19 protein-coding genes are annotated in these 17,281 nt (G+C 68.9%); 15 read left to right on the plus strand and 4 right to left on the minus strand.

Going from position 1 to position 17,281, the window contains the following annotated elements; all coding sequences use genetic code 11:
• Nucleotides 1–10 precede the first annotated feature (10 nt).
• From tatA (MUN33_RS13555) to MUN33_RS13595, 9 genes are read left to right on the plus strand one after another with little or no spacing between them, the layout of a single operon-like run.
• On the plus strand, nucleotides 11–277 hold the full coding sequence (tatA, locus tag MUN33_RS13555) for a Sec-independent protein translocase subunit TatA (RefSeq protein ID WP_244805428.1): 267 nt from the start codon (nucleotides 11–13) through the stop codon (nucleotides 275–277).
• 22 nt (nucleotides 278–299) lie between these two features.
• Complete coding sequence (tatA, locus tag MUN33_RS13560) at nucleotides 300–557, plus strand: Sec-independent protein translocase subunit TatA (RefSeq protein ID WP_255806797.1); 258 nt, start codon at nucleotides 300–302, stop codon at nucleotides 555–557.
• Nucleotides 550–1,563, plus strand: coding sequence for a twin-arginine translocase subunit TatC (tatC, locus tag MUN33_RS13565; protein WP_369414971.1), 1,014 nt, complete (start codon nucleotides 550–552; stop codon nucleotides 1,561–1,563). Before tatA (MUN33_RS13560) ends, tatC begins: the two co-directional genes overlap by 8 nt.
• Nucleotides 1,550–4,261: a DEAD/DEAH box helicase gene (locus tag MUN33_RS13570; protein ID WP_244805429.1), complete on the plus strand. Its 2,712-nt coding sequence runs from the start codon at nucleotides 1,550–1,552 to the stop codon at nucleotides 4,259–4,261. The genes tatC and MUN33_RS13570 overlap by 14 nt, the downstream gene beginning before the upstream one ends.
• Nucleotides 4,262–4,291: 30 nt before the next feature.
• Nucleotides 4,292–5,395: a M24 family metallopeptidase gene (locus tag MUN33_RS13575; protein ID WP_244805430.1), complete on the plus strand. Its 1,104-nt coding sequence runs from the start codon at nucleotides 4,292–4,294 to the stop codon at nucleotides 5,393–5,395.
• A complete protein-coding gene (locus tag MUN33_RS13580; protein WP_244805431.1) occupies nucleotides 5,392–6,141 on the plus strand; it encodes an SDR family NAD(P)-dependent oxidoreductase in 750 nt (249 codons plus the stop codon). The genes MUN33_RS13575 and MUN33_RS13580 overlap by 4 nt, the downstream gene beginning before the upstream one ends.
• A gap of 10 nt (nucleotides 6,142–6,151) precedes the next feature.
• Entirely contained in the window at nucleotides 6,152–6,652 is a 501-nt protein-coding gene (locus MUN33_RS13585; RefSeq protein WP_244805432.1) for an FxsA family protein, read from the plus strand.
• Complete coding sequence (gene lnt, locus MUN33_RS13590) at nucleotides 6,649–8,208, plus strand: apolipoprotein N-acyltransferase (RefSeq protein WP_244805433.1); 1,560 nt, start codon at nucleotides 6,649–6,651, stop codon at nucleotides 8,206–8,208. Before MUN33_RS13585 ends, lnt begins: the two co-directional genes overlap by 4 nt.
• Before the next feature lie 7 nt (nucleotides 8,209–8,215).
• Nucleotides 8,216–9,028, plus strand: coding sequence for a polyprenol monophosphomannose synthase (locus tag MUN33_RS13595; protein WP_244805434.1), 813 nt, complete (start codon nucleotides 8,216–8,218; stop codon nucleotides 9,026–9,028).
• Here the strand turns inward: MUN33_RS13595 and MUN33_RS13600 are convergent.
• Both MUN33_RS13600 and MUN33_RS13605 read right to left on the minus strand, forming a co-directional pair.
• Entirely contained in the window at nucleotides 9,025–10,452 is a 1,428-nt protein-coding gene (locus MUN33_RS13600) for an HNH endonuclease signature motif containing protein (protein ID WP_244805435.1), read from the minus strand. The two genes, MUN33_RS13595 and MUN33_RS13600, sit on opposite strands and share 4 nt — an antisense overlap.
• Nucleotides 10,453–10,592: 140 nt before the next feature.
• A complete protein-coding gene (locus MUN33_RS13605) occupies nucleotides 10,593–10,964 on the minus strand; it encodes an RNA polymerase-binding protein RbpA (protein WP_244805436.1) in 372 nt (123 codons plus the stop codon).
• A gap of 138 nt (nucleotides 10,965–11,102) precedes the next feature.
• Between MUN33_RS13605 and MUN33_RS13610 the strand changes: the two genes are divergently transcribed.
• From MUN33_RS13610 to MUN33_RS13635, 6 genes are all read left to right on the plus strand, one after another.
• Nucleotides 11,103–11,462 carry a hypothetical protein gene (locus MUN33_RS13610; RefSeq protein WP_244805437.1) on the plus strand — a complete coding sequence of 120 codons (360 nt, stop codon included), beginning with the start codon at nucleotides 11,103–11,105 and terminating at the stop codon, nucleotides 11,460–11,462.
• A 35-nt stretch (nucleotides 11,463–11,497) separates the two neighbouring features.
• On the plus strand, nucleotides 11,498–12,184 hold the full coding sequence (locus MUN33_RS13615) for a YceI family protein (RefSeq protein ID WP_244805438.1): 687 nt from the start codon (nucleotides 11,498–11,500) through the stop codon (nucleotides 12,182–12,184).
• An 18-nt stretch (nucleotides 12,185–12,202) separates the two neighbouring features.
• Nucleotides 12,203–12,388 (plus strand): hypothetical protein, encoded by a 186-nt coding sequence (locus MUN33_RS13620; protein WP_244805439.1) that lies wholly within the window; start codon nucleotides 12,203–12,205, stop codon nucleotides 12,386–12,388.
• 6 nt (nucleotides 12,389–12,394) lie between these two features.
• The gene (gene mgtE / locus MUN33_RS13625) at nucleotides 12,395–13,729 is read left to right on the plus strand and encodes a magnesium transporter (protein ID WP_244805440.1); all 1,335 of its coding nucleotides are present in this window, start codon (nucleotides 12,395–12,397) and stop codon (nucleotides 13,727–13,729) included.
• A gap of 495 nt (nucleotides 13,730–14,224) precedes the next feature.
• On the plus strand, nucleotides 14,225–15,355 hold the full coding sequence (locus MUN33_RS13630; RefSeq protein WP_244805441.1) for an aminotransferase class V-fold PLP-dependent enzyme: 1,131 nt from the start codon (nucleotides 14,225–14,227) through the stop codon (nucleotides 15,353–15,355).
• Nucleotides 15,356–15,360: 5 nt separating this feature from the next.
• A complete protein-coding gene (locus MUN33_RS13635) occupies nucleotides 15,361–15,669 on the plus strand; it encodes a thiamine-binding protein (protein ID WP_244805442.1) in 309 nt (102 codons plus the stop codon).
• A 9-nt stretch (nucleotides 15,670–15,678) separates the two neighbouring features.
• Here MUN33_RS13635 and MUN33_RS13640 read toward each other — a convergent pair whose 3' ends face one another.
• Nucleotides 15,679–16,713: an isopenicillin N synthase family dioxygenase gene (locus tag MUN33_RS13640; protein ID WP_369414972.1), complete on the minus strand. Its 1,035-nt coding sequence runs from the start codon at nucleotides 16,711–16,713 to the stop codon at nucleotides 15,679–15,681.
• The gene (locus tag MUN33_RS13645; protein ID WP_244805443.1) at nucleotides 16,710–17,273 is read right to left on the minus strand and encodes a hypothetical protein; all 564 of its coding nucleotides are present in this window, start codon (nucleotides 17,271–17,273) and stop codon (nucleotides 16,710–16,712) included. The genes MUN33_RS13640 and MUN33_RS13645 overlap by 4 nt, the downstream gene beginning before the upstream one ends.
• Nucleotides 17,274–17,281: the final 8 nt, after the last annotated feature.

Consider the following 17,281-nt stretch of genomic DNA (forward strand, 5'->3'; position numbering starts at 1 on the left):
GCACTGCCCCATGGGATCCCTCGGTTGGCCTGAGATTCTTATCATTCTCCTCGTCATCGTCCTGCTCTTCGGGGCGGCGAAGCTGCCGACCCTCGCCCGGTCCGCCGGCAGGTCGATGCGTATCTTCAAGTCCGAGATGAACGAGATGAAGAACGACGGCAAGCCGTCGCCCGTCGAGGGGGCCGTACCGCCGGCCGCCGACACCGTCGTCCCCGACCCGGCGACGAAGCCGGCTACTGACCCGGTCACCGACCCGACCAAGAAGAACCAGGCCTGACCGGCCGAGGAGTGATCACCACATGATGCCCGGACCCATGCAATTGCTCATTATCGTCCTCGTTGTCGTCCTGCTGTTCGGCGCTTCCAAGCTGCCGACCATGGCACGCTCGCTGGGGCGGTCGATGCGCATCTTCAAGTCCGAGATGAACGAGATGAAGAAGGACGGTGCGGCACCCCAGGTCGAGCAGGCCGCCGCGCCGGCGGCGTCCGTGGAGGACGAGCCGGTCACCGCGACCGACCTGAACGACCTGAAGGCCACCCCGACCCGCAATGACTGACCGTTCTCCCGACGCCCCCCGTCGCGTCCGGGTGCCCCGCACACGTCTGGCGAGGAAGCGTCGTCGGCCGACCGAGGCCGAGATGTCCCTCGTCGAGCACCTCAAGGAGCTCCGGCGGCGGATCCTCGTCGCGCTCGCGGCGATCGGCGTCGGCACGATCCTTGGGTACCTGTGGTACGGCCACGGCGTCCTGGGGACCCCGAGCCTCGGTGAACTGCTGAAGGCCCCGTACTGCGAGCTCCCGCCCGAACAGCGGTTCGGCGGGGAGCTCACCGGCGAATGCCGGCTGCTCGCCACCAGCCCGTTCGAGATGTTCATGCTGCGGCTGAAGATCGGTTTCCTCGCCGGCCTGGTGTTGTCCGCCCCGGTGTGGCTGCTGCAGTTGTGGGGGTTCGTCACCCCGGGGTTGAGGAAGAACGAGAAGATGTGGACCCGCGTCTTCGTGTCCGCCGCGACCCTGCTGTTCGCGCTCGGTGCGGTGCTGTCCTACTTCGTGCTCGCCTTCGGCCTCGAGTTCCTGATGACCATCGGCGACGACACCCAGATCGCCGCGTTGAACGGCACCTCCTACTTCAACTTCCTGATGACGCTCATGCTCGTCTTCGGCGTGAGTTTCGAGGTCCCGTTGATCACGGTGATGCTCAACGTCATCGGCATCCTCAGCTACGAGACCCTGAAGGACAAGCGGCGGTACGTCGTCCTGGTCCTGTTCGTCCTCTCCGCCTTCGTCACCCCCGGCGGCGACCCGGTGTCCATGCTGATCCTGGCCCTGTCGATGAGCCTGATGATGGAGATCGCGATCCAGGTCACCCGGATTAACGACAGACGGCGGGCGAAGAAGGCCGGCCTCGACGGGCTGGAGACCGTGCCCGACGACCTGGACGACGAGACCGCGTCGTCGATCGCACCCGCTGCCCCGGTCAACGTCCCCCGCGCCACCCCACAGGCACCCCCACACCCGACATCGACCAGGATGGACGACAGCAATCTCGATGACCTCCTCTGACCCGGGGACGCTCCCGGCACCGGTCGCCGCGTTCGCGGCCGCATACCCCTTCCCGCTGGACGAGTTCCAGCTCACCGCCGCGACCTCCGTCGCCGAGGGCCGCGGCGTCCTCGTCTGCGCCCCCACCGGCGCCGGCAAGACGGTGGTGGGGGAGTTCGCCGTCCACGAGGCGCTCCGCCTCGACGGCACCTGCTTCTACACCACCCCGATCAAGGCACTGAGCAACCAGAAGTACCACGACCTCGTCGCCCGCTACGGCGAGGACCGGGTCGGCCTGCTCACCGGTGACGTCAGCATCAACGGCGACGCCCCGGTGGTCGTGATGACCACCGAGGTGCTGCGCAACATGATCTACGCCGACTCCGACCGCCTCGACACCCTCACCCACGTCGTCATGGACGAGGTCCACTTCCTCGCCGACCCGTCCCGCGGCCCGGTGTGGGAGGAGACCATCCTCAACCTCGACCCGGCGGTGATCCTGGTCAGTCTGTCGGCGACGGTGAGCAACGCCGAGGAGTTCGGCGCGTGGCTGTCCACGGTGCGCGGACGCACCGACCTGGTGGTCACCACCCACCGGCCGGTCCCGCTGCACCAGTCGATGACGGTGGGCTCGCAGATCATGCCGCTCTACGACGACAGGCGCGGCGCCGACGGTGACGCCGACGTCAACCGTGCCGTGGTCGCCGCGGCCACCCGGGCGGAGGAGTCCGGCCGCCGTCAGGGGCCGAAGCGCTCCGACGTCGTCGCGCAGATGCGCGGTGCCTCGATGCTCCCGGCGATCTACTTCATCTTCTCCCGCGCCGGTTGCGACGGCGCCGTCCGCCAGCTCCTCGTCGACCGTGTGCGGCTGACCACCGACGCCGACCGCGACGAGATCCTCGCAACCGTCGACCGGGGGGTCGAGGGGATCGCGACCGAGGACCTCGGGGTGCTCGGGTTCCGGCAGTGGCGGCGCGCCCTGGGCAACGGCTACGGGGCCCACCACGCCGGCATGCTGCCGGCCTTCCGGCACATCGTCGAGGACCTGTTCTCCCGCGGGCTGCTGAAGGTCTGCTTCGCCACCGAGACCCTGGCGCTGGGCATCAACATGCCGGCCCGCACGGTGGTGCTCGAGAAACTCGTCAAGTTCAACGGCGAGACCCACGTCGACCTCACACCCGGCCAGTACACCCAGCTCACCGGGCGTGCGGGCCGGCGTGGCATCGACACCGAAGGCCATGCCCTGGTGCTGTGGTCGAAGGGGATCGACCCGTACGCGGTGGCGAACCTGGCCCAGACCCGTACCTACCCGCTGGACTCCACGTTCCGCCCCGGCTACAACATGGCGGTCAACCTGATCTCCACGAAGGGGTACACCGAGTCCCACCGGCTGCTGGACCGGTCCTTCGCCCAGTACCAGGCGGCGTCCACCGTGGTGGAGCAGGCCGAGCGGGTCAGCCGCCGGCGCCGCGAGCTGGCCCGCCTGGAGCGCGAGCTGGCGACCACCCTGTCGTCCCTGAAGGGTGCCCGGGTCAGCGCGGACGAGGCGGTGGCCTACGCCGGACTCCGGCGGGACCTGGCGCTGGAGGAGCGTCGGGCGAAGAAGGACTCGGCCGCCGACCGTCAGGTGGAGACCTCCCGTCTGCTGTCGAGCCTGTCGGTCGGCGACATCATCGCCCTGCCGACGGGACGGCACCCGCAGATCGCGACCGTCGCCCGCAGCGACTCCGACCACCGCCGCCCCCGGCCGTGGATCATCACCGAGGACGGCTGGTGCGGTCCGGTGACCGCCGAGACGTTTGGCAATGTGCCGGTGCCGCTGGGCCACATGTCGCTGCACAAGGGCGTGCAGCGTAGCCCGAAGCGGCACTCCCGCGCGGTGGCGTCCAACCTGCGGCGCCAGAAGGTGGACCGTCCCCGCGTCCTCAAGCCGAAGGCGAAGGGCGGGTCGCGGAAAGCCGCCGAGCTCCGCGACCGGGTGCACGTCCACCCGGTCCACCTGCTGGCCGAGCGTGAGGACATCGTCCGTCCGGCGGAGCGCGTCGTCGCGGCACGTCGCACCCTCGAACGTGAGGCGGAGGCCGCCGCCCCGGAGACGGAGTCGCTGTCGCGCACCTTCGACCGGATCCTCGACCTCCTGGGGGAACTCGACTACGTCGAACAGGACGGTGGACAGGACGGCGACCGGACCGGCACCCGTATCACCGCGGAGGGACGGCGCCTGGCACAGGTCCACCACGAGGCGGACCTCCTCGTCGCCCAGTGCCTGCGGCGTGGGGTGTGGGACGACCTCGACCCCGCCGAGCTCGCCGCCGTGGTGTCGACCTGTGTCTTCGAGAACCGGCGGGAGACCGAGGGGAGCCACGCGGACGGTGTGCCGACCGAGGCCCTGGCCGACGCGGTGTCCGCGGTGTTCCGTATCCACGGTGAGCTGGTCTCCGACGAGGCCCGGCACCGTCTCCCGCTGACCCGTGACCCCGACATGGGCTTCGCCACGGCCGTGCACCAGTGGGCCGCCGGTGCGCCGTTGGACTACTGCCTCCGTGCCGCCGAGGCGTCCGGTGCGACGTTGAGCGCCGGTGACTTCGTCCGCTGGTGCAACCGTGTCGTCGACCTGCTGGAGCAGATCCGCCACACCGGCTACTCCTTGTCGGTGAAGGCGTCGGCCCGGAAAGCCGTGCCGGCGATCCGCCGCGGTGTGGTGGAGCTGGGCGCGTAGCGGACCTGCTCTGGCCTACACTGGCTTCCCATGAGCTTTCCCGTCCCCACCTACACCTCCCGCCTCGACACCGTGGCCCGGCTCCTCGACGAGCAGGGCCTCGACGCCGCCGTGCTCACACCCGGTGCCGACCTGCGTTTCCTCCTCGACAGCGACATCGACACCCACGAGCGCTTCACCGCGCTGGTGGTGACCCCCGCAGACCGTCACGTCGTGGTGCCGGCCGTGGACGCCGCCGCCCTGCGTGACGGTGTGGCCGGTGCCGCCGGTGTCCGCGTGGTGCCGTGGACCGACGGCGAGGACCCGTTGGCGCTGCTCGAGCTCCCGGCGGGCGCGACCGTGGCGGTGTCGGCCGCGATGACCGCCGACCACCTCCTGGCCCTCCAGGCCAGGGGAGTGGGCACCCGCAACGCCACCACCGTGCTGCGGGAGGTGTTCATGGTCAAGGACGCCGTCGAGATCGCCGAACTCACCCGGGCCGGGCACGCCATCGACGCGGTGCACAGGCGGGTCCCCGGTCTGCTGCGGCCGGGGCGTACCGAGCGCGAGGTCGCCGAGGAGCTGACGACGATGATCCTCGCCGAGCACGTCACGGTGGATTTCGTCATCGTCGGCTCCGGCCCGCACGGTGCCGACCCGCACCACAGTTTCTCGGACCGTGTCCTCGCCGACGGGGACGTCGTGGTCGTCGACATCGGTGGCACGCTCGACTCCGGCTACCACTCCGACTGCACCCGCACCTACGTGCTCGGCACCCCGTCCGGGGAGCAGCGCGACGCCTACACCGTCCTGCGTGACGCCCAGGCCGCGGGACGTGCCGCGGCGCGCCCCGGGATCACCGCCGGCGACCTCGACGGCGTGGTCCGCCGGGTCATCGACGACGCCGGGTACGGGGAGTACTTCACCCACCGCACCGGCCACGGCATCGGTGTCTCCGGGCACGAGGAACCGTTCATCATCGCCGGCGACGACACCGTGCTCGCCGAGGGGATGGCGTTCTCCATCGAACCGGGGATCTACGTGCCGGGCCGGTGGGGTGCACGGATCGAGGACATCGTGGTGCTCACCGGCGACGGCTGCGTGCCGCTCAACACCACCACCCACGACCTCGTCGCCGCGGAGGTGGCCCGGTGAACGCCACGACGTCCCCGGCACGGATCGCCCTGTTCGGCGCGACCAGCGAGATCGGTGCCGAGATCATCCTCCGGCTCGCCGCCGGCAACGACATCGTCCTGGCCGCCCGACGGCCCGACGCCCTCACCGACCTCGCCGCCGCGTGCCGGGAGGCCGGCGCACGGACGGTGGAGACCGTCTTCTTCGACGCCACCGACTGCGCCGGCCAGCCCGGGGTCCTGGACGCCGTCGAGGCCGGCGGCACGATCGACACGGCGATCGCCGCGTTCGGTGTCCTCGGCGACCAGGAGCTCGCCGAGCGCGACGGTACCGAGGTCGAACGGGTCCTGCACACCGACTTCACCGCCCAGGCCGTCCTGCTCACCGAGCTCTCAACCCGCATGGTGGCCCGCGGTCACGGCGACCTCGTCGCCTTCTCGTCGATCGCCGGCGCGCGGGTCCGACGGCCCAACTACGTCTACGGTTCGGCGAAGGCCGGTCTCGACGGTTTCTGCCAGGGCATGCAGGACGCGCTGCGTGGCACCGGGGTACGGCTGACGGTGGTGCGCCCGGGGTTCGTCATCGGGCGGATGACCGAGGGGATGGACCCGGCGCCGATGTCGGTGACCGCGGACGTCGTCGCCGAGGCGACGGTGCAGGGCCTGGCGTCACGCACGTCGGACGTGTGGGTCCCGCGCAGGCTCGCGTTGCTCGCCCGGATCATGCCGCTGGTCCCGCGGGCCCTGTGGCGCCGGGCGCCACGGTAGGCTGTGGGGTATGCCCCGACTGCTGCCTCTGCTCTACATCGCCACCGAGATCCTCGTGTTCGTCCTGTTGGGACTCTGGATCGGGTTCGGGTGGACGGTCCTGCTGGTGGTGGCGACGTTCATCGGCGGAATGCTGCTCGCCGGGTGGCAGTTCCGTGAACTGGTCCGTCGCTCGCTGACCGACCAGTCGCACCCCGGCCGTCTCACCGCGGACGCCGCGCTGAGCGCCGTCGGCGCGGTCCTCGTCGCCCTGCCCGGGCTCTTCACCGCCGTCCTCGGTATCGTGCTGCTCCTGCCGCCGACCCGCTCGCTGGTCCGCCGGGGCCTGGGGGAGGCCCTGCGCCGCCGGATCACCAGCTTCGGCGGGGCGTCGTTCTCCACCGTCTCCGGGGTGAGCATGCCCCAGACGAAGAACGTCGACGGCTGGGGTGAGGTCATCGACCACCGTAGCGACGAGTTCGACGGGCGCGACGACAGCGATGCCGCTGACGGCAGGGACGACAGGGCGTGATCCGTCTCCTCCTTCTCACGGCCGGTGCGGCGGCCGCGGGGGTGGCCCAGTTCGCCTCCTACCAGCCCACCGGACTGTGGTGGGCCGCTCCGCTGGGGTTCACGGTCTTCTTCGTCGTCGTGGCCAGGGCCGTCGCGGACGTCCCGCGTGACGCCACCGGCCCCCGCAGGATCCGTCGGCGGGTGATGTGGCTGAGTTGGGTCCAGGGGCTGGTGTGCTACCTGTTCCTGCTGCCCTGGGTCGGCGAGTACGTCGGCGCGATCGCCTGGATCGGTCTGGCCCTGTTGCAGTCCCTGTACAGTCTGCTCTTCGGGTTCGGGCTGGGCCTGGTCTGCGTCGTCCAGGCCCGGCGGACGAGGCGATCGCGGGCCACCGGGTGGACCGTCCTGCTGTTGACGGCGGTCCCCGCGTGGTACGTCGCCACCGAATGGCTGCGGTCGTCGTGGCCGTTCGGCGGGTTCGGCTGGGCACGGGTCGCGTGGGGGCAGATCACCGGCCCCCTGGCCGAGTGGACGACGGTCGCCGGCCCCGCGCTCGTCACCTACGCCGTGGTGCTCTGCGGACTGGCGGTGGCCCTGCTGCTGCAGCGGCGCTACATCACCGCCGTGTCCGCCGTGGCGGCCACGCTCGGCGGCGGTCTCGTCCTCGGTGTCGTCCCGACGTCCTGGGGCGGTGACGTCGACGAGACGCTCAACGTCGTCGCCGTCCAGGGCAATGTCCCGCGCCTCGGGCTGGACTTCAACTCCCAACGTGCCGCGGTGCTGGACAACCACCTCACCCAGACCTTCCGCCTGGCCGAGGAGATCGAGGCAGGGGAGCGGCCCCGACCCGACCTGGTGATCTGGCCGGAGAACGCCTCCGACATCGACCCGTTCGCCAACCCCGGTGCCGCCGAGCAGATCAGCGCCGCCGCGGAGGCCGTCGGGGCACCGTTGCTGGTCGGCACGCTCACCCGGGACGAGGTCGGCTCCCGGAACACCGCGGTGGTGTGGGACCCGGAGACCGGGGCAGGGGACCAGCACGTGAAGAAGTTCCTCCAGCCGTTCGGCGAGTACATGCCCTACCGCGACCTGCTGCGCCACGTGAGCCCCTATGTCGACATGGCGGGGAACTTCAAGGCCGGCGACGGCGACGGCGTGGTCCGGATGGACGGCGTTCCTGTCGGGGTGGCCACCTGTTACGAGGTCAGTTTCGACGGCGCCTTCCGTGACGCCACCCGTGCAGGTGCCACGGTCTTCGCGAGCCCCACGAACAACGCGACCTTCGGGTTCACGGACATGACCTTCCAACAGTTGGCGATCAGCCGGATGCGGGCGATCGAGTACGACCGCTCGGTGATCGTCGCCGCGACGTCGGGTGTCTCGGCGATCGTCTCGCCGGAGGGGGCTGTGACGGACCGGACAGAGATTTTCCGGGCGGGTCTTTTGCAGGAGGACGTTCCGGTGCGCGATACTGAGACGTTGTCGGCACGCATCGGCCCGGTCGGGGAGTGGATCCTCGTGGCTTTCGGCGCCGTGTTCGTGCTTTACGCAGGTTTCCGTCAGAAGAAGAGGTAGGCAGAGGTTGGCTACGGGACATCCGACTCACCCCAGTGACCGCACCCTGGTCATCATCCCGACCTACGAGGAGCTGGAGAATCTTCCGCTTATCGTGGGCCGTCTCCGCGCGGCGGAGCCCGACCGCGTGGACATCCTCATCGTCGACGACAACAGCCCGGACGGTACCGGGGAGCTCGCCGACGAACTCGCCGCCTCCGACGCGCACGTCAACGTGCTGCACCGTGAGGGCAAGGGTGGCCTCTGCGGCGCCTACGTCGCCGGGTTCCGGTGGGGCCTGGAGCGTGACTACCAGGTGCTGTGCGAAATGGACGCGGACGGTTCACATGCCCCCGAGGAGCTCGACCGCCTCCTGGACCAGGTGGACGCCGGTTCGGAGCTGGTCATCGGCTCGCGCTACGTCCCTGGCGGCAAGGTGGTGAACTGGCCGTGGAACCGGTGGTTCCTGTCGAAGGCCGGCAATATCTACATCTCGCTGGCCCTGGGCGCCGGGCTCTCCGACATGACCGCCGGTTACCGTGCGTACCGTCGGGTGCTGGTGGAGTCCCTGGATCTGGACGAACTGTCAAACGCCGGGTACATCTTCCAGGTGGACCTCGCTTTCCGCGCTGTCGAGGGTGGTTTCGCCGTCGACGAGGTGCCGATCACCTTCACTGAGCGGGAGATTGGGGAGTCGAAGCTGGCCGGCAGTTTCATCAAGGACAGTCTGATGGTCGTGACGACATGGGGAATCCGCCACCGTGCCGCCCAGATCGGCACTCTCGTCGGGGCCTTCTGGCAGCTGGGCAAGGGTTCGGTGCAGCAGAAGCTGGGCCGCTAGAACGGCACCTCCTCGGTGGCCGCTGTCCGCGCCGCGGCGAGTGCCGCCTGCTGGGCCGCCCGTTGCGCCTGCCGTCGCTCGTTGTGCTCCCGGACGGTCCGGAACCGTCTGCTCGCCTGTGCCGCGAAACTCGTCCTGGCGTACCCGGCCAGGGGTCCGGTCGGTTCCGTGACGTAGATGTGCCCGTCGTCGACGCTGGACCACATCACCGCACCGTCGTCGGCCTTCGTCGCGTCGATCCAGCCGAGCGTCTTGAGCTGGTGGTGGCCCCGGCACAGGGGGTGCAGGTTCCGTGTGTCCGTCGGCCCTCCGGAGTCCGGGTCCGCGTGGTTGTAGCGGCTCACATGGTCGACGTCGCAGCGGTCTGCAGGGACCTCGCACCCGGGGTAGGTGCAGGTGACGTAGACCCCCTCGAGGAACTCCACCATGCGACGGGTCGGCGTGTACGCTTCCGTGGCCTCGTGGCCCGGGATCCGCAGGTGGGTGACCCGCTCCATGAACGCGTCGGTGGCCATGGCGTCGAGCCAGTGACCGCCGGAGGTCGCCGCGACGTCACTGGTGATCTCACGGTAGAGGTTCAACGTCACGCTGGTGTCGACGGTACCCCTGGCGAGATGCAGCACACCGTCCGCGCGGGAACAGGACATCTCGCGGCAGACCGCGTCGAGGATGGCGACCACCTCCTCGGCGTCCTCCGGCGGGAGGGTCACCGTGATCACCGTCGCAGTGGGGTCGTAGGTGTCGACACTCACCCGGCGGGTCAACGTCCCGCCGTCCCTCGGGTCCACGCCGGCGGGCGGGTCGACCTCAGGTACCGCGTCGCCGTCCGGGACGGGGATCATCTCGGCACATGTCACCGCAGGCGGGTCGGGATCGGTGTGGTCGACAGGCCGGGCGTGTTCGTCGACGCCATGAATAGCCTTGGTGACCTTCCGGAACAATGCCCGCGGGCCGGGGACCTGCTGCCCGTCCCGACGGGGCGTGAGTACCTCGATCAGCGCTTCCTCCGCCCGGGCCGTGTCCTCGTGCCGGACACCGTCGACACTGCGTGCCAGGAGACGGAGGTGGTCGATGCTGAATATCCCCTTGCGGAGGTGGGCCTTGAGCTGTGGCATGCGCTCGCACAGCAGACCAATGTCGGTGTAGGTCTCGGCACGCGACCGTGTCACCGACAGCTTCGCCTGGACACGGGCATGATGGGCGACCACGTCTGCGCCGCCGGACGGTGCGCACTGGACCGCCGCCTCCACGATGGAGCGGTTCGCCCTCCTGACGGCGACGACAGCCGGGTCCGTCGACGTCTCGATCGACCACCGCCGGCGCGGTTCCGACGGCCAGTCCTGGCGCCCCATGTCGACGACCACACCGGAGACGAACCTGACCTCGAAGGACGGGGGATTGGGTACCAGCGGGAAATCATCCATGTCGAACACACTACCGACAACCCCGGACGCAGAACCGGAGGAAACCGAGATTATCGAACGTGTGTTCGATTCCGCGGCTGACACACGAAACCCTCCGGCATATCACCGGAGGGCCGACGACCGTGTCAGTTCCGCGTGACTCAGGAGTTCGCGGACTGCTCCTTCATCAGTTTCATCGCGGTGCGACGGCGCTTACGCAGCAGCTCGATACGCTCCTCGAGGAGAACATCCAGCTCCTCGAGCGACCGGCGCTCACGGAGCATGTCCCAGTGGGTACGGGCCGGCTTCTGCGGCTTCGCGTCCTGGCCGACCCCCTCGATGAGCTGACCGAGCTGACCGTTCTTGCACATCCACTCGCTGGGGATCTCCGCGTCGTTGGCGAACGCGACCTCGAAGATCTCACCGGACTCGGTCTGGTACTTGGTCATCTGCCGGGGGGCCAGGTCGTGGTCACGGTCGGTCTCGTAGGACACCGCTCCCATTCGACTGCCACGCAGTACACGATCTGCCATCGGTGCATCACCCTTCTCATCATGCGGACGTGGTGGATCCTTCCTCCTCCTCAACGGACGAGGTGCCCGAATAATTCCCGGGCGCCACCACGGTGCTCAACCACACCACACTACCTCAGAAGTGCAATGATGGACTACATGACCGACCATGTCACCGACCCACAACGGCCGTCAGGTCACCGCTGCGAATGGTGCAGCCGCGAGATCGCCCAGGAAGGCCCGGGCCGTCGCCGACGGTACTGCAGCCAATCCTGCCGCCAACGCGCCTATGAACAACGCCAGTCGCTCAAGGACACGACGATCCCGGTGGACTCCGTCATCCTCCCCAGGGCCGCCGCCGAGGAGCTCACCGACCGCCTCTTCGAGGTGCGGTGTGCGGCGGAGGACATCCGCGAAGCGGTCAACGACGGCGAGCCCTCGGCCAGCATCCTGGAACTCTGCGAGGAACTCGTCGCCCTCGCCAGGGCCGCGGAGGGGGTCCGGGGGAGAAGCGAATAGGGCTCACGGTCGGAAGGGGGCTAGCATGGACAGACATGCGGAAAGGTATCGTCACGCTGGTTGTCGTCGCAGTCGTCGCTCTGGCCATCGCCCTTGTCGGCCCCCCGGTGTACAAGCTCCTCACCAGTGAGGGGCTGCAGACCGCATCCATCGCGGAGGGAAGCGGCGAACCCGCCACCGTCGGGGTGGACGGCCACTGGGAGACTGTCGGCGGAGTGGGGCAGAACTCCACGGAGGCCGGCTACACCTTCGACGAGGTCCTCCCGGGCCAGGAGAAGACGACCTCGGGGCGGACGGCGTCCGTCAATGGGTCCCTCGTCGTCTCGGACGGGGTCCTGCGGGAGGGGGCGGTGACCGTCGACACCGCCAGCATCGAGTCCGACATCGAGAAGCGGGACATCCACGTCCGGGACAACATCCTCCACACCGACCGGTACCCTGAGGCGACGTTCACGGTCACAGACCCGGTCGACCTGTCGTCCCTGCCGGAGGACGGTACAGTCGACACCGTCACCGTCAACGGCGAACTCACCATGCACGGCAAGACCAACAAGGTCAGCGCCGACCTGTCCGTCCTCCGGACCGGGGAGAACGTGATCGTGCAGGGCCAGGTGCCGGTGGAGCGGGAGGCCTTCGGGATCGTGTCCCCGGAGTTCGTCGCGTCACAGATCGCCGAAGAAGGAACAGTGGACCTGCTGCTGGTCTTCGGCCTGCAGAACTGACCCCGAGAGGACATCGCCATGGACAGAGACGTCATGCTCTTCACCCGGTGGATCCGGCTGGTCGCCCTCGTCGCGGCCGCGGCGTTCATGCTCTTCACCGGGGGAACCCTCGGCTACGTGTTCGCCGTCGTCTGCGTCGCTTTTCTCGGCCTCACCGTCTGGCAGCTGCTCAAGCTGTACCGGGACGACCGGTACCGGACCTGAGTCGCCATGGGACACGGCATCGACGAGCTTCTGGAGCGTCGGGACGTAGCCACGCTGCAGGTGGAGCTCAAGGACATGACGACGGTGGCCGTCGCCGACGAGATGTCCCGCCGGAACACCGCCGAGCAGGCGGTGATCTTCCGGCTCCTCGACAAGGACCGCGCCGTCCAGGTCTTCGAGTACCTGGATGTCACCCACCAGGCGGAGCTGCTGACCGGACTGAGGGAAGCCCGGTTCGCCGACCTCCTTCTCACTCTGCCGGACGACGACCGGGCGCAGCTGCTCGGCGAGATGCCGGCCGCCGTCGCCGCGCGCATGATGACCGACCTTCCGACGGACCGCCGTACCGTCACCGCGGAGCTGCTGGGCTACCCGGCCGAGTCCGCCGGCCGCATCATGACCCCGGTTCCCACCGTGATCGACGTCGGCAACAGCAGGGAACAGGCACTGAAGAAGCTGCGGGGGCGCCAGCTGCGGAACCGGGATATCGCCGTCCTCGCCGTCACCGACTCCACCCGGCAGCTCGTGGGCGTCGTCAACCTCGCGTCCCTGGTGACGGCCGCGGACGGCACGCCGGTGTCGGAGCTGATGAACGTCGAGACCCACGCGGTCCGCGCGACGGAGGACCAGGAGGTCGCGGCACGCCTCGTGCAGGAGGCGGACCTCCTGGCGCTGCCCGTCGTGGATCACGAAGGACGGTTCCTCGGCATGATCACCGTCGACGACGCCATGGAGATCCTCGAGCAGGAGGTGACCGAGGACGTCTACCGCGCCGGCGGCTCCGAACCGCTGAAGCAGCCGTATCTCACGGCGACGGTGTTCGACCTGGCCCGCAAGCGAGGTGTCTGGCTCCTGGTCCTCATCGTGACCGCCGTCCTCACCGTCAACGTGATGTCGTTCTTCGAGGACACGTTGGCCTCGGTGGTCGTCCTGGCGACCTTCGTGCCGATGGTGACCGGCACCGGAGGTAACGCCGGTTCGCAGGCGGCGTCGTCGGTGGTCCGCGCGCTCGCCGTCGACGAAGTCCGCCCACGGGACATCTGGAAGGTGATCTGGCGCGAGATCCGGGTCGGGTTCCTTCTGGGCATTTTCCTCGGCGCGTTGATATTCCCGTTCATCGCGCTGATCTACGAGTGGCGCATCGGTGCGGTCATGGCGTTGACCATCGTGGGGATCTGCACCTGGGCGTGCATCGTCGGCGGCGTGTTGCCGTTGATCGCACGCAAGATCGGCGTCGACCCGGCGGTGTTCTCGACACCGGTGGTCTCCACTCTGGTGGATGCGACCGGGTTGGTGATCTACTTCAGCATCGCCCAGGTGATCCTCGCGAGCATGCTCTGAGCATGTCCGGGACGGAGGGAGGAGCCGGGCCTATTTACGTCACAGTGACGTAAATAGGCCGGGATTCCGGGGCAGGCAGGGCGCAGGAGGTGGTCCGTATATCGGCGCGCCAGATACGACGGACCGCGGCACGACGCAACGTGCCCGGACCACCGGAACGCCGGAACGCCGGGCCGTCGGACGTCCCGGACCACCTTGGGACACAGCGAGACACATGAGGACCGCGTACAGCACATAGCCCGTCGACACAGCGGCCGACACGGAGAATCCACGCGGCAGTGAGTGACGGCGGACGAGGATGGGCGACGGCCGACGACAAGCGGCAGACATACGACAGTGAGACCCACGGGCGCCAGAGCATCTCCGGGAACCCGGAGGGCCCGTGTCCACCGTCCCCACCTCCTGTCCCATTCCGCCGATAATATACATTATGACACTTTGGCCGATGTCACCCCTCCCGCTGAGAAACAGATCACCCTATGGGAGAATAACCCCATGAACCTCCCACACAATGATATCGACCCCGACGGGCTGCTCGAGTACTCCGTCGTCTTCACCGACCGGTCCCTCAACCACATGTCGGCCCGGTTCACCTCGGTCATGCAGGAGATCCGTGACATCCTCATCGAGACCTACGACGCCGAGACCGTCGCCGTCGTCCCCGGCGGCGGAAGCTACGCCATGGAGGCCGTCGCCCGCCAGCTCGTCACCGGGAAGCGCACCCTGATCGTCCGCAACGGCCTGTTCTCCTTCCGCTGGTCACAGATCATCGACACCGGCCGGATCACCGACGACGTCACCGTCCTCAAGGCACGGCAGACCGGTGACGAGCCGACCGCCCGCTGGATCCCGGCCCCGATCGAGGACGTCACCGCCGCGATCCGCCGCGAACGCCCCGAGGTCGTCATCGCCCCGCACGTCGAGACCGCCGCCGGCATCCAGCTCACCGACAGCTACATCACCGCCATGGCCGACGCCGCCCACGAGGTCGGTGCACTCGTCGTCCTCGACTGCGTCGCCTCGGGCGCCTCCTGGGTGTCTATGACCGACACCGGCGTCGACGTGCTGGTCAGCGCACCGCAGAAGGGATGGAGCGGTACGCCGTGCGCAGGTTACGTCATGCTCAGCCCGGCAGGGCACGACGCCGTGAAGAAGACCACCTCCACGAGCTTCGCGGTGGACCTGAAGAAGTGGCTCTTCATCACCGACGAGTACGGTGAGGGCCGTACCCCCTACCACGCGACCCTGCCGACCGACGGCCTGGCGCACAACGCGGCCCTGATGGCCGAAGCCCGGGACCGTGGGCTGGAGAACCTGCGTGCCGCCCAGATCGACCTCGGGACCAAGGTCCGGGCACTGCTCGAGGAACGCGGCATCTCCCCCATCTGCACCGGCGAGTTCGCCGCCCCCAGCGTCGTCGTCGCCTACACCGACGACCCGGACGTGAAGTCCGGGGCGAAGTTCAAGCAAGCCGGCGTGCAGGTGGCCGGCGGTGTCCCGCTGCAGTGCGGTGAACCGGAGAGCTTCTCCACCTTCCGCCTGGGACTGTTCGGCCTCGACAAGCTCGGTGACGTCGACGGCACCGTCGACCGCCTCCGCACCGCCCTCGACGAGCTGGGACTGTAGGCGACATGCTCTTCGCCTTCTCCATCGCACCGGCGACGACCCCGGAACCGGACGGCTCGATGGCGCATATCGTGGCCAAAGCCGTGGAGGTCGTCCGCCAGTCCGGTCTCCCCCATGAGACGACGTCGATGTTCACCACCGTCGAGGGTGAGTGGGACGAGGTGATGCCGGTGGTCAAACGCGCCTGCGAGGCCGTCGCCGAGTACTCCCCGCGGGTGTCGCTGGTGCTCAAGGCCGATCTGCGTCCGGGACGCACCGGCGAGATCACCGGGAAGGTCGAGCGGCTCGACAGCCACATCGACGACGGTACGTGACCGTCCCGGTCACCCCACAGCGGCTGCGGCGTTGCGCTCGCTGAAGTACTCCGCCGCACGCACCGGCGCATAGTCCGCACCGCCCCCGGCGGGTGGCGCCAGCGGTTCGACGACCTGGGTCATGTCCGGCTCCATGAACGCGATGATGCTGTACAGCTCCTCGGACGGGGCGTCCTCGCTCGGGGCCAGGACCCGGTGCCTCGTCGAACGCCACCTGTCCCCGGTCCACCGTGCCAGCAGGTCGGCGATGTTGATCGTCAACGCCCCCTCGACATACGGGGCGTCCTGCCACTCCCCGTCCGCCGTCTGCACCTGCAGGCCGCCGTAGCCGGGTTCACGGTCGAGGATCGTCACCAGCCCCCAGTCGGTGTGCGGGGCGATCCGGTACTGCCCCTCCCGTGCCCGGCCCACCACGGACAACGCCGGGTAGCGGTTGATGTTGAAGGTGTGCGGCGAATCCTCCGCCCGCTCGACGAAGTACCGCTCGTCCAGGCCCAGCGCGGTGGCGAGCATCTCCAGCAGGTCCCGGTAGAGCTCACGTGCCGCCTGCGCCCAGCGGGTGACCAACGGCTCCAGGGCCGGGACCTCACCGGGGAAGACGTTCGGACGAAAGTACGTCGCGTCGATCTCAGCATCACCGGTGCGGTGGTCCCGGCCGAAGGTGAGCGTCTCCTTCAGGTCGGCGGTCTCGGGGTCGGCCTCCTCGCCGTAGTAGGCGTTGGCCTCGTCCCCGGTACGGATCCAGCCGCGTCCCCCGACGACCGTGCGGTACTTCTCCTTGGTGGTGTCCGGCAGCCGGAAGAACTCGGCCGCCGCGGCACGCAGCTCCGCCGACCAAGAGTGTTCGATTTCGTGCCCGCTGACCATGAAGAAGCCGGAGTCCTTCATCGCCCGGTCGAGACGCTCGGCGAGCTCGGTGCGCCGCCCCGGTTCGGCGGTGCGCCATTCCGCGACGTCGATCAGGGGGATGTCCAGCAGCGTGGCCGTCAACGGTGTACCTTTCTTCATCCTGCGGTGACGCAGATCATCGTACACCGCCGTCACAGGTCGGAGAGGATCTCCTTCAGCACCGGACGCATGGCCTCACGGTGCGCGGCGGTGGACATACCGGTCACCGTGAGGGTGACCGTGAACCGCCCGGTGTCCTTCGGCTCGACCGCGACCTGCAGTGCCGGCCCACCGTCCAGGGAACAACGCCAGTACGACCGTTTCGGCGTGTCCGAGACACGCGCCTGATCCACCACCGTGACCAACCCGCTGGCGGTGACCGCGGCACCGGCGGCGTCCCGGAGCTCGCCCCGTCCGGTGGTCGCCCGCACGGTGCGGGTCGCGGACACCTGGAAGTCCCCCGCGCCGGACTGCCCGGTGACACGGCGGCCGATCTGTTTCTCGTAGGCGACCGTCGCGCCCTGCCCCCACCACCCCGGGTTCCCGACACCCGACCCGACCATCAGCGGGTGCACCGCGGCAGCCAGGTCGGTGTGGGACGCCTCTGCCCCACCGGCGGCCTCGAAGGCCCCGACGATCCTGTCCCAGTCCAGTCCGGTGGCCGCCACCACGCGGGCGGCGTCGGCGTTGTCCGGTGTCGAGGGATCCGCGGTCATGCCGTCCG

This window comes from Corynebacterium kalidii (assembly GCF_022869005.1).
In the GTDB taxonomy this organism is placed as follows: Bacteria; Actinomycetota; Actinomycetes; order Mycobacteriales; family Mycobacteriaceae; genus Corynebacterium; species Corynebacterium kalidii.

Excerpts from the sequence above, each read along its gene's own strand:
- MUN33_RS13605 (WP_244805436.1), bottom strand. The coding sequence starts at position 10,964 with ATGGCAGATCGTGTACTGCGTGGCAGTCGAATGGGAGCGGTGTCCTAC.
- MUN33_RS13620 (WP_244805439.1), top strand. The coding sequence starts at position 12,203 with ATGGACAGAGACGTCATGCTCTTCACCCGGTGGATCCGGCTGGTCGCC.
- MUN33_RS13630 (WP_244805441.1), top strand. The coding sequence starts at position 14,225 with ATGAACCTCCCACACAATGATATCGACCCCGACGGGCTGCTCGAGTAC.
- mgtE (WP_244805440.1), top strand. The coding sequence starts at position 12,395 with ATGGGACACGGCATCGACGAGCTTCTGGAGCGTCGGGACGTAGCCACG.
- tatA (WP_255806797.1), top strand. The coding sequence starts at position 300 with ATGATGCCCGGACCCATGCAATTGCTCATTATCGTCCTCGTTGTCGTC.
- tatA (WP_244805428.1), top strand. The coding sequence starts at position 11 with ATGGGATCCCTCGGTTGGCCTGAGATTCTTATCATTCTCCTCGTCATC.
- MUN33_RS13575 (WP_244805430.1), top strand. The coding sequence starts at position 4,292 with ATGAGCTTTCCCGTCCCCACCTACACCTCCCGCCTCGACACCGTGGCC.
- tatC (WP_369414971.1), top strand. The coding sequence starts at position 550 with ATGACTGACCGTTCTCCCGACGCCCCCCGTCGCGTCCGGGTGCCCCGC.
- MUN33_RS13645 (WP_244805443.1), bottom strand. The coding sequence starts at position 17,273 with ATGACCGCGGATCCCTCGACACCGGACAACGCCGACGCCGCCCGCGTG.
- MUN33_RS13570 (WP_244805429.1), top strand. The coding sequence starts at position 1,550 with ATGACCTCCTCTGACCCGGGGACGCTCCCGGCACCGGTCGCCGCGTTC.
- MUN33_RS13635 (WP_244805442.1), top strand. The coding sequence starts at position 15,361 with ATGCTCTTCGCCTTCTCCATCGCACCGGCGACGACCCCGGAACCGGAC.
- MUN33_RS13615 (WP_244805438.1), top strand. The coding sequence starts at position 11,498 with ATGCGGAAAGGTATCGTCACGCTGGTTGTCGTCGCAGTCGTCGCTCTG.
- MUN33_RS13610 (WP_244805437.1), top strand. The coding sequence starts at position 11,103 with ATGACCGACCATGTCACCGACCCACAACGGCCGTCAGGTCACCGCTGC.
- MUN33_RS13585 (WP_244805432.1), top strand. The coding sequence starts at position 6,152 with ATGCCCCGACTGCTGCCTCTGCTCTACATCGCCACCGAGATCCTCGTG.
- MUN33_RS13600 (WP_244805435.1), bottom strand. The coding sequence starts at position 10,452 with ATGGATGATTTCCCGCTGGTACCCAATCCCCCGTCCTTCGAGGTCAGG.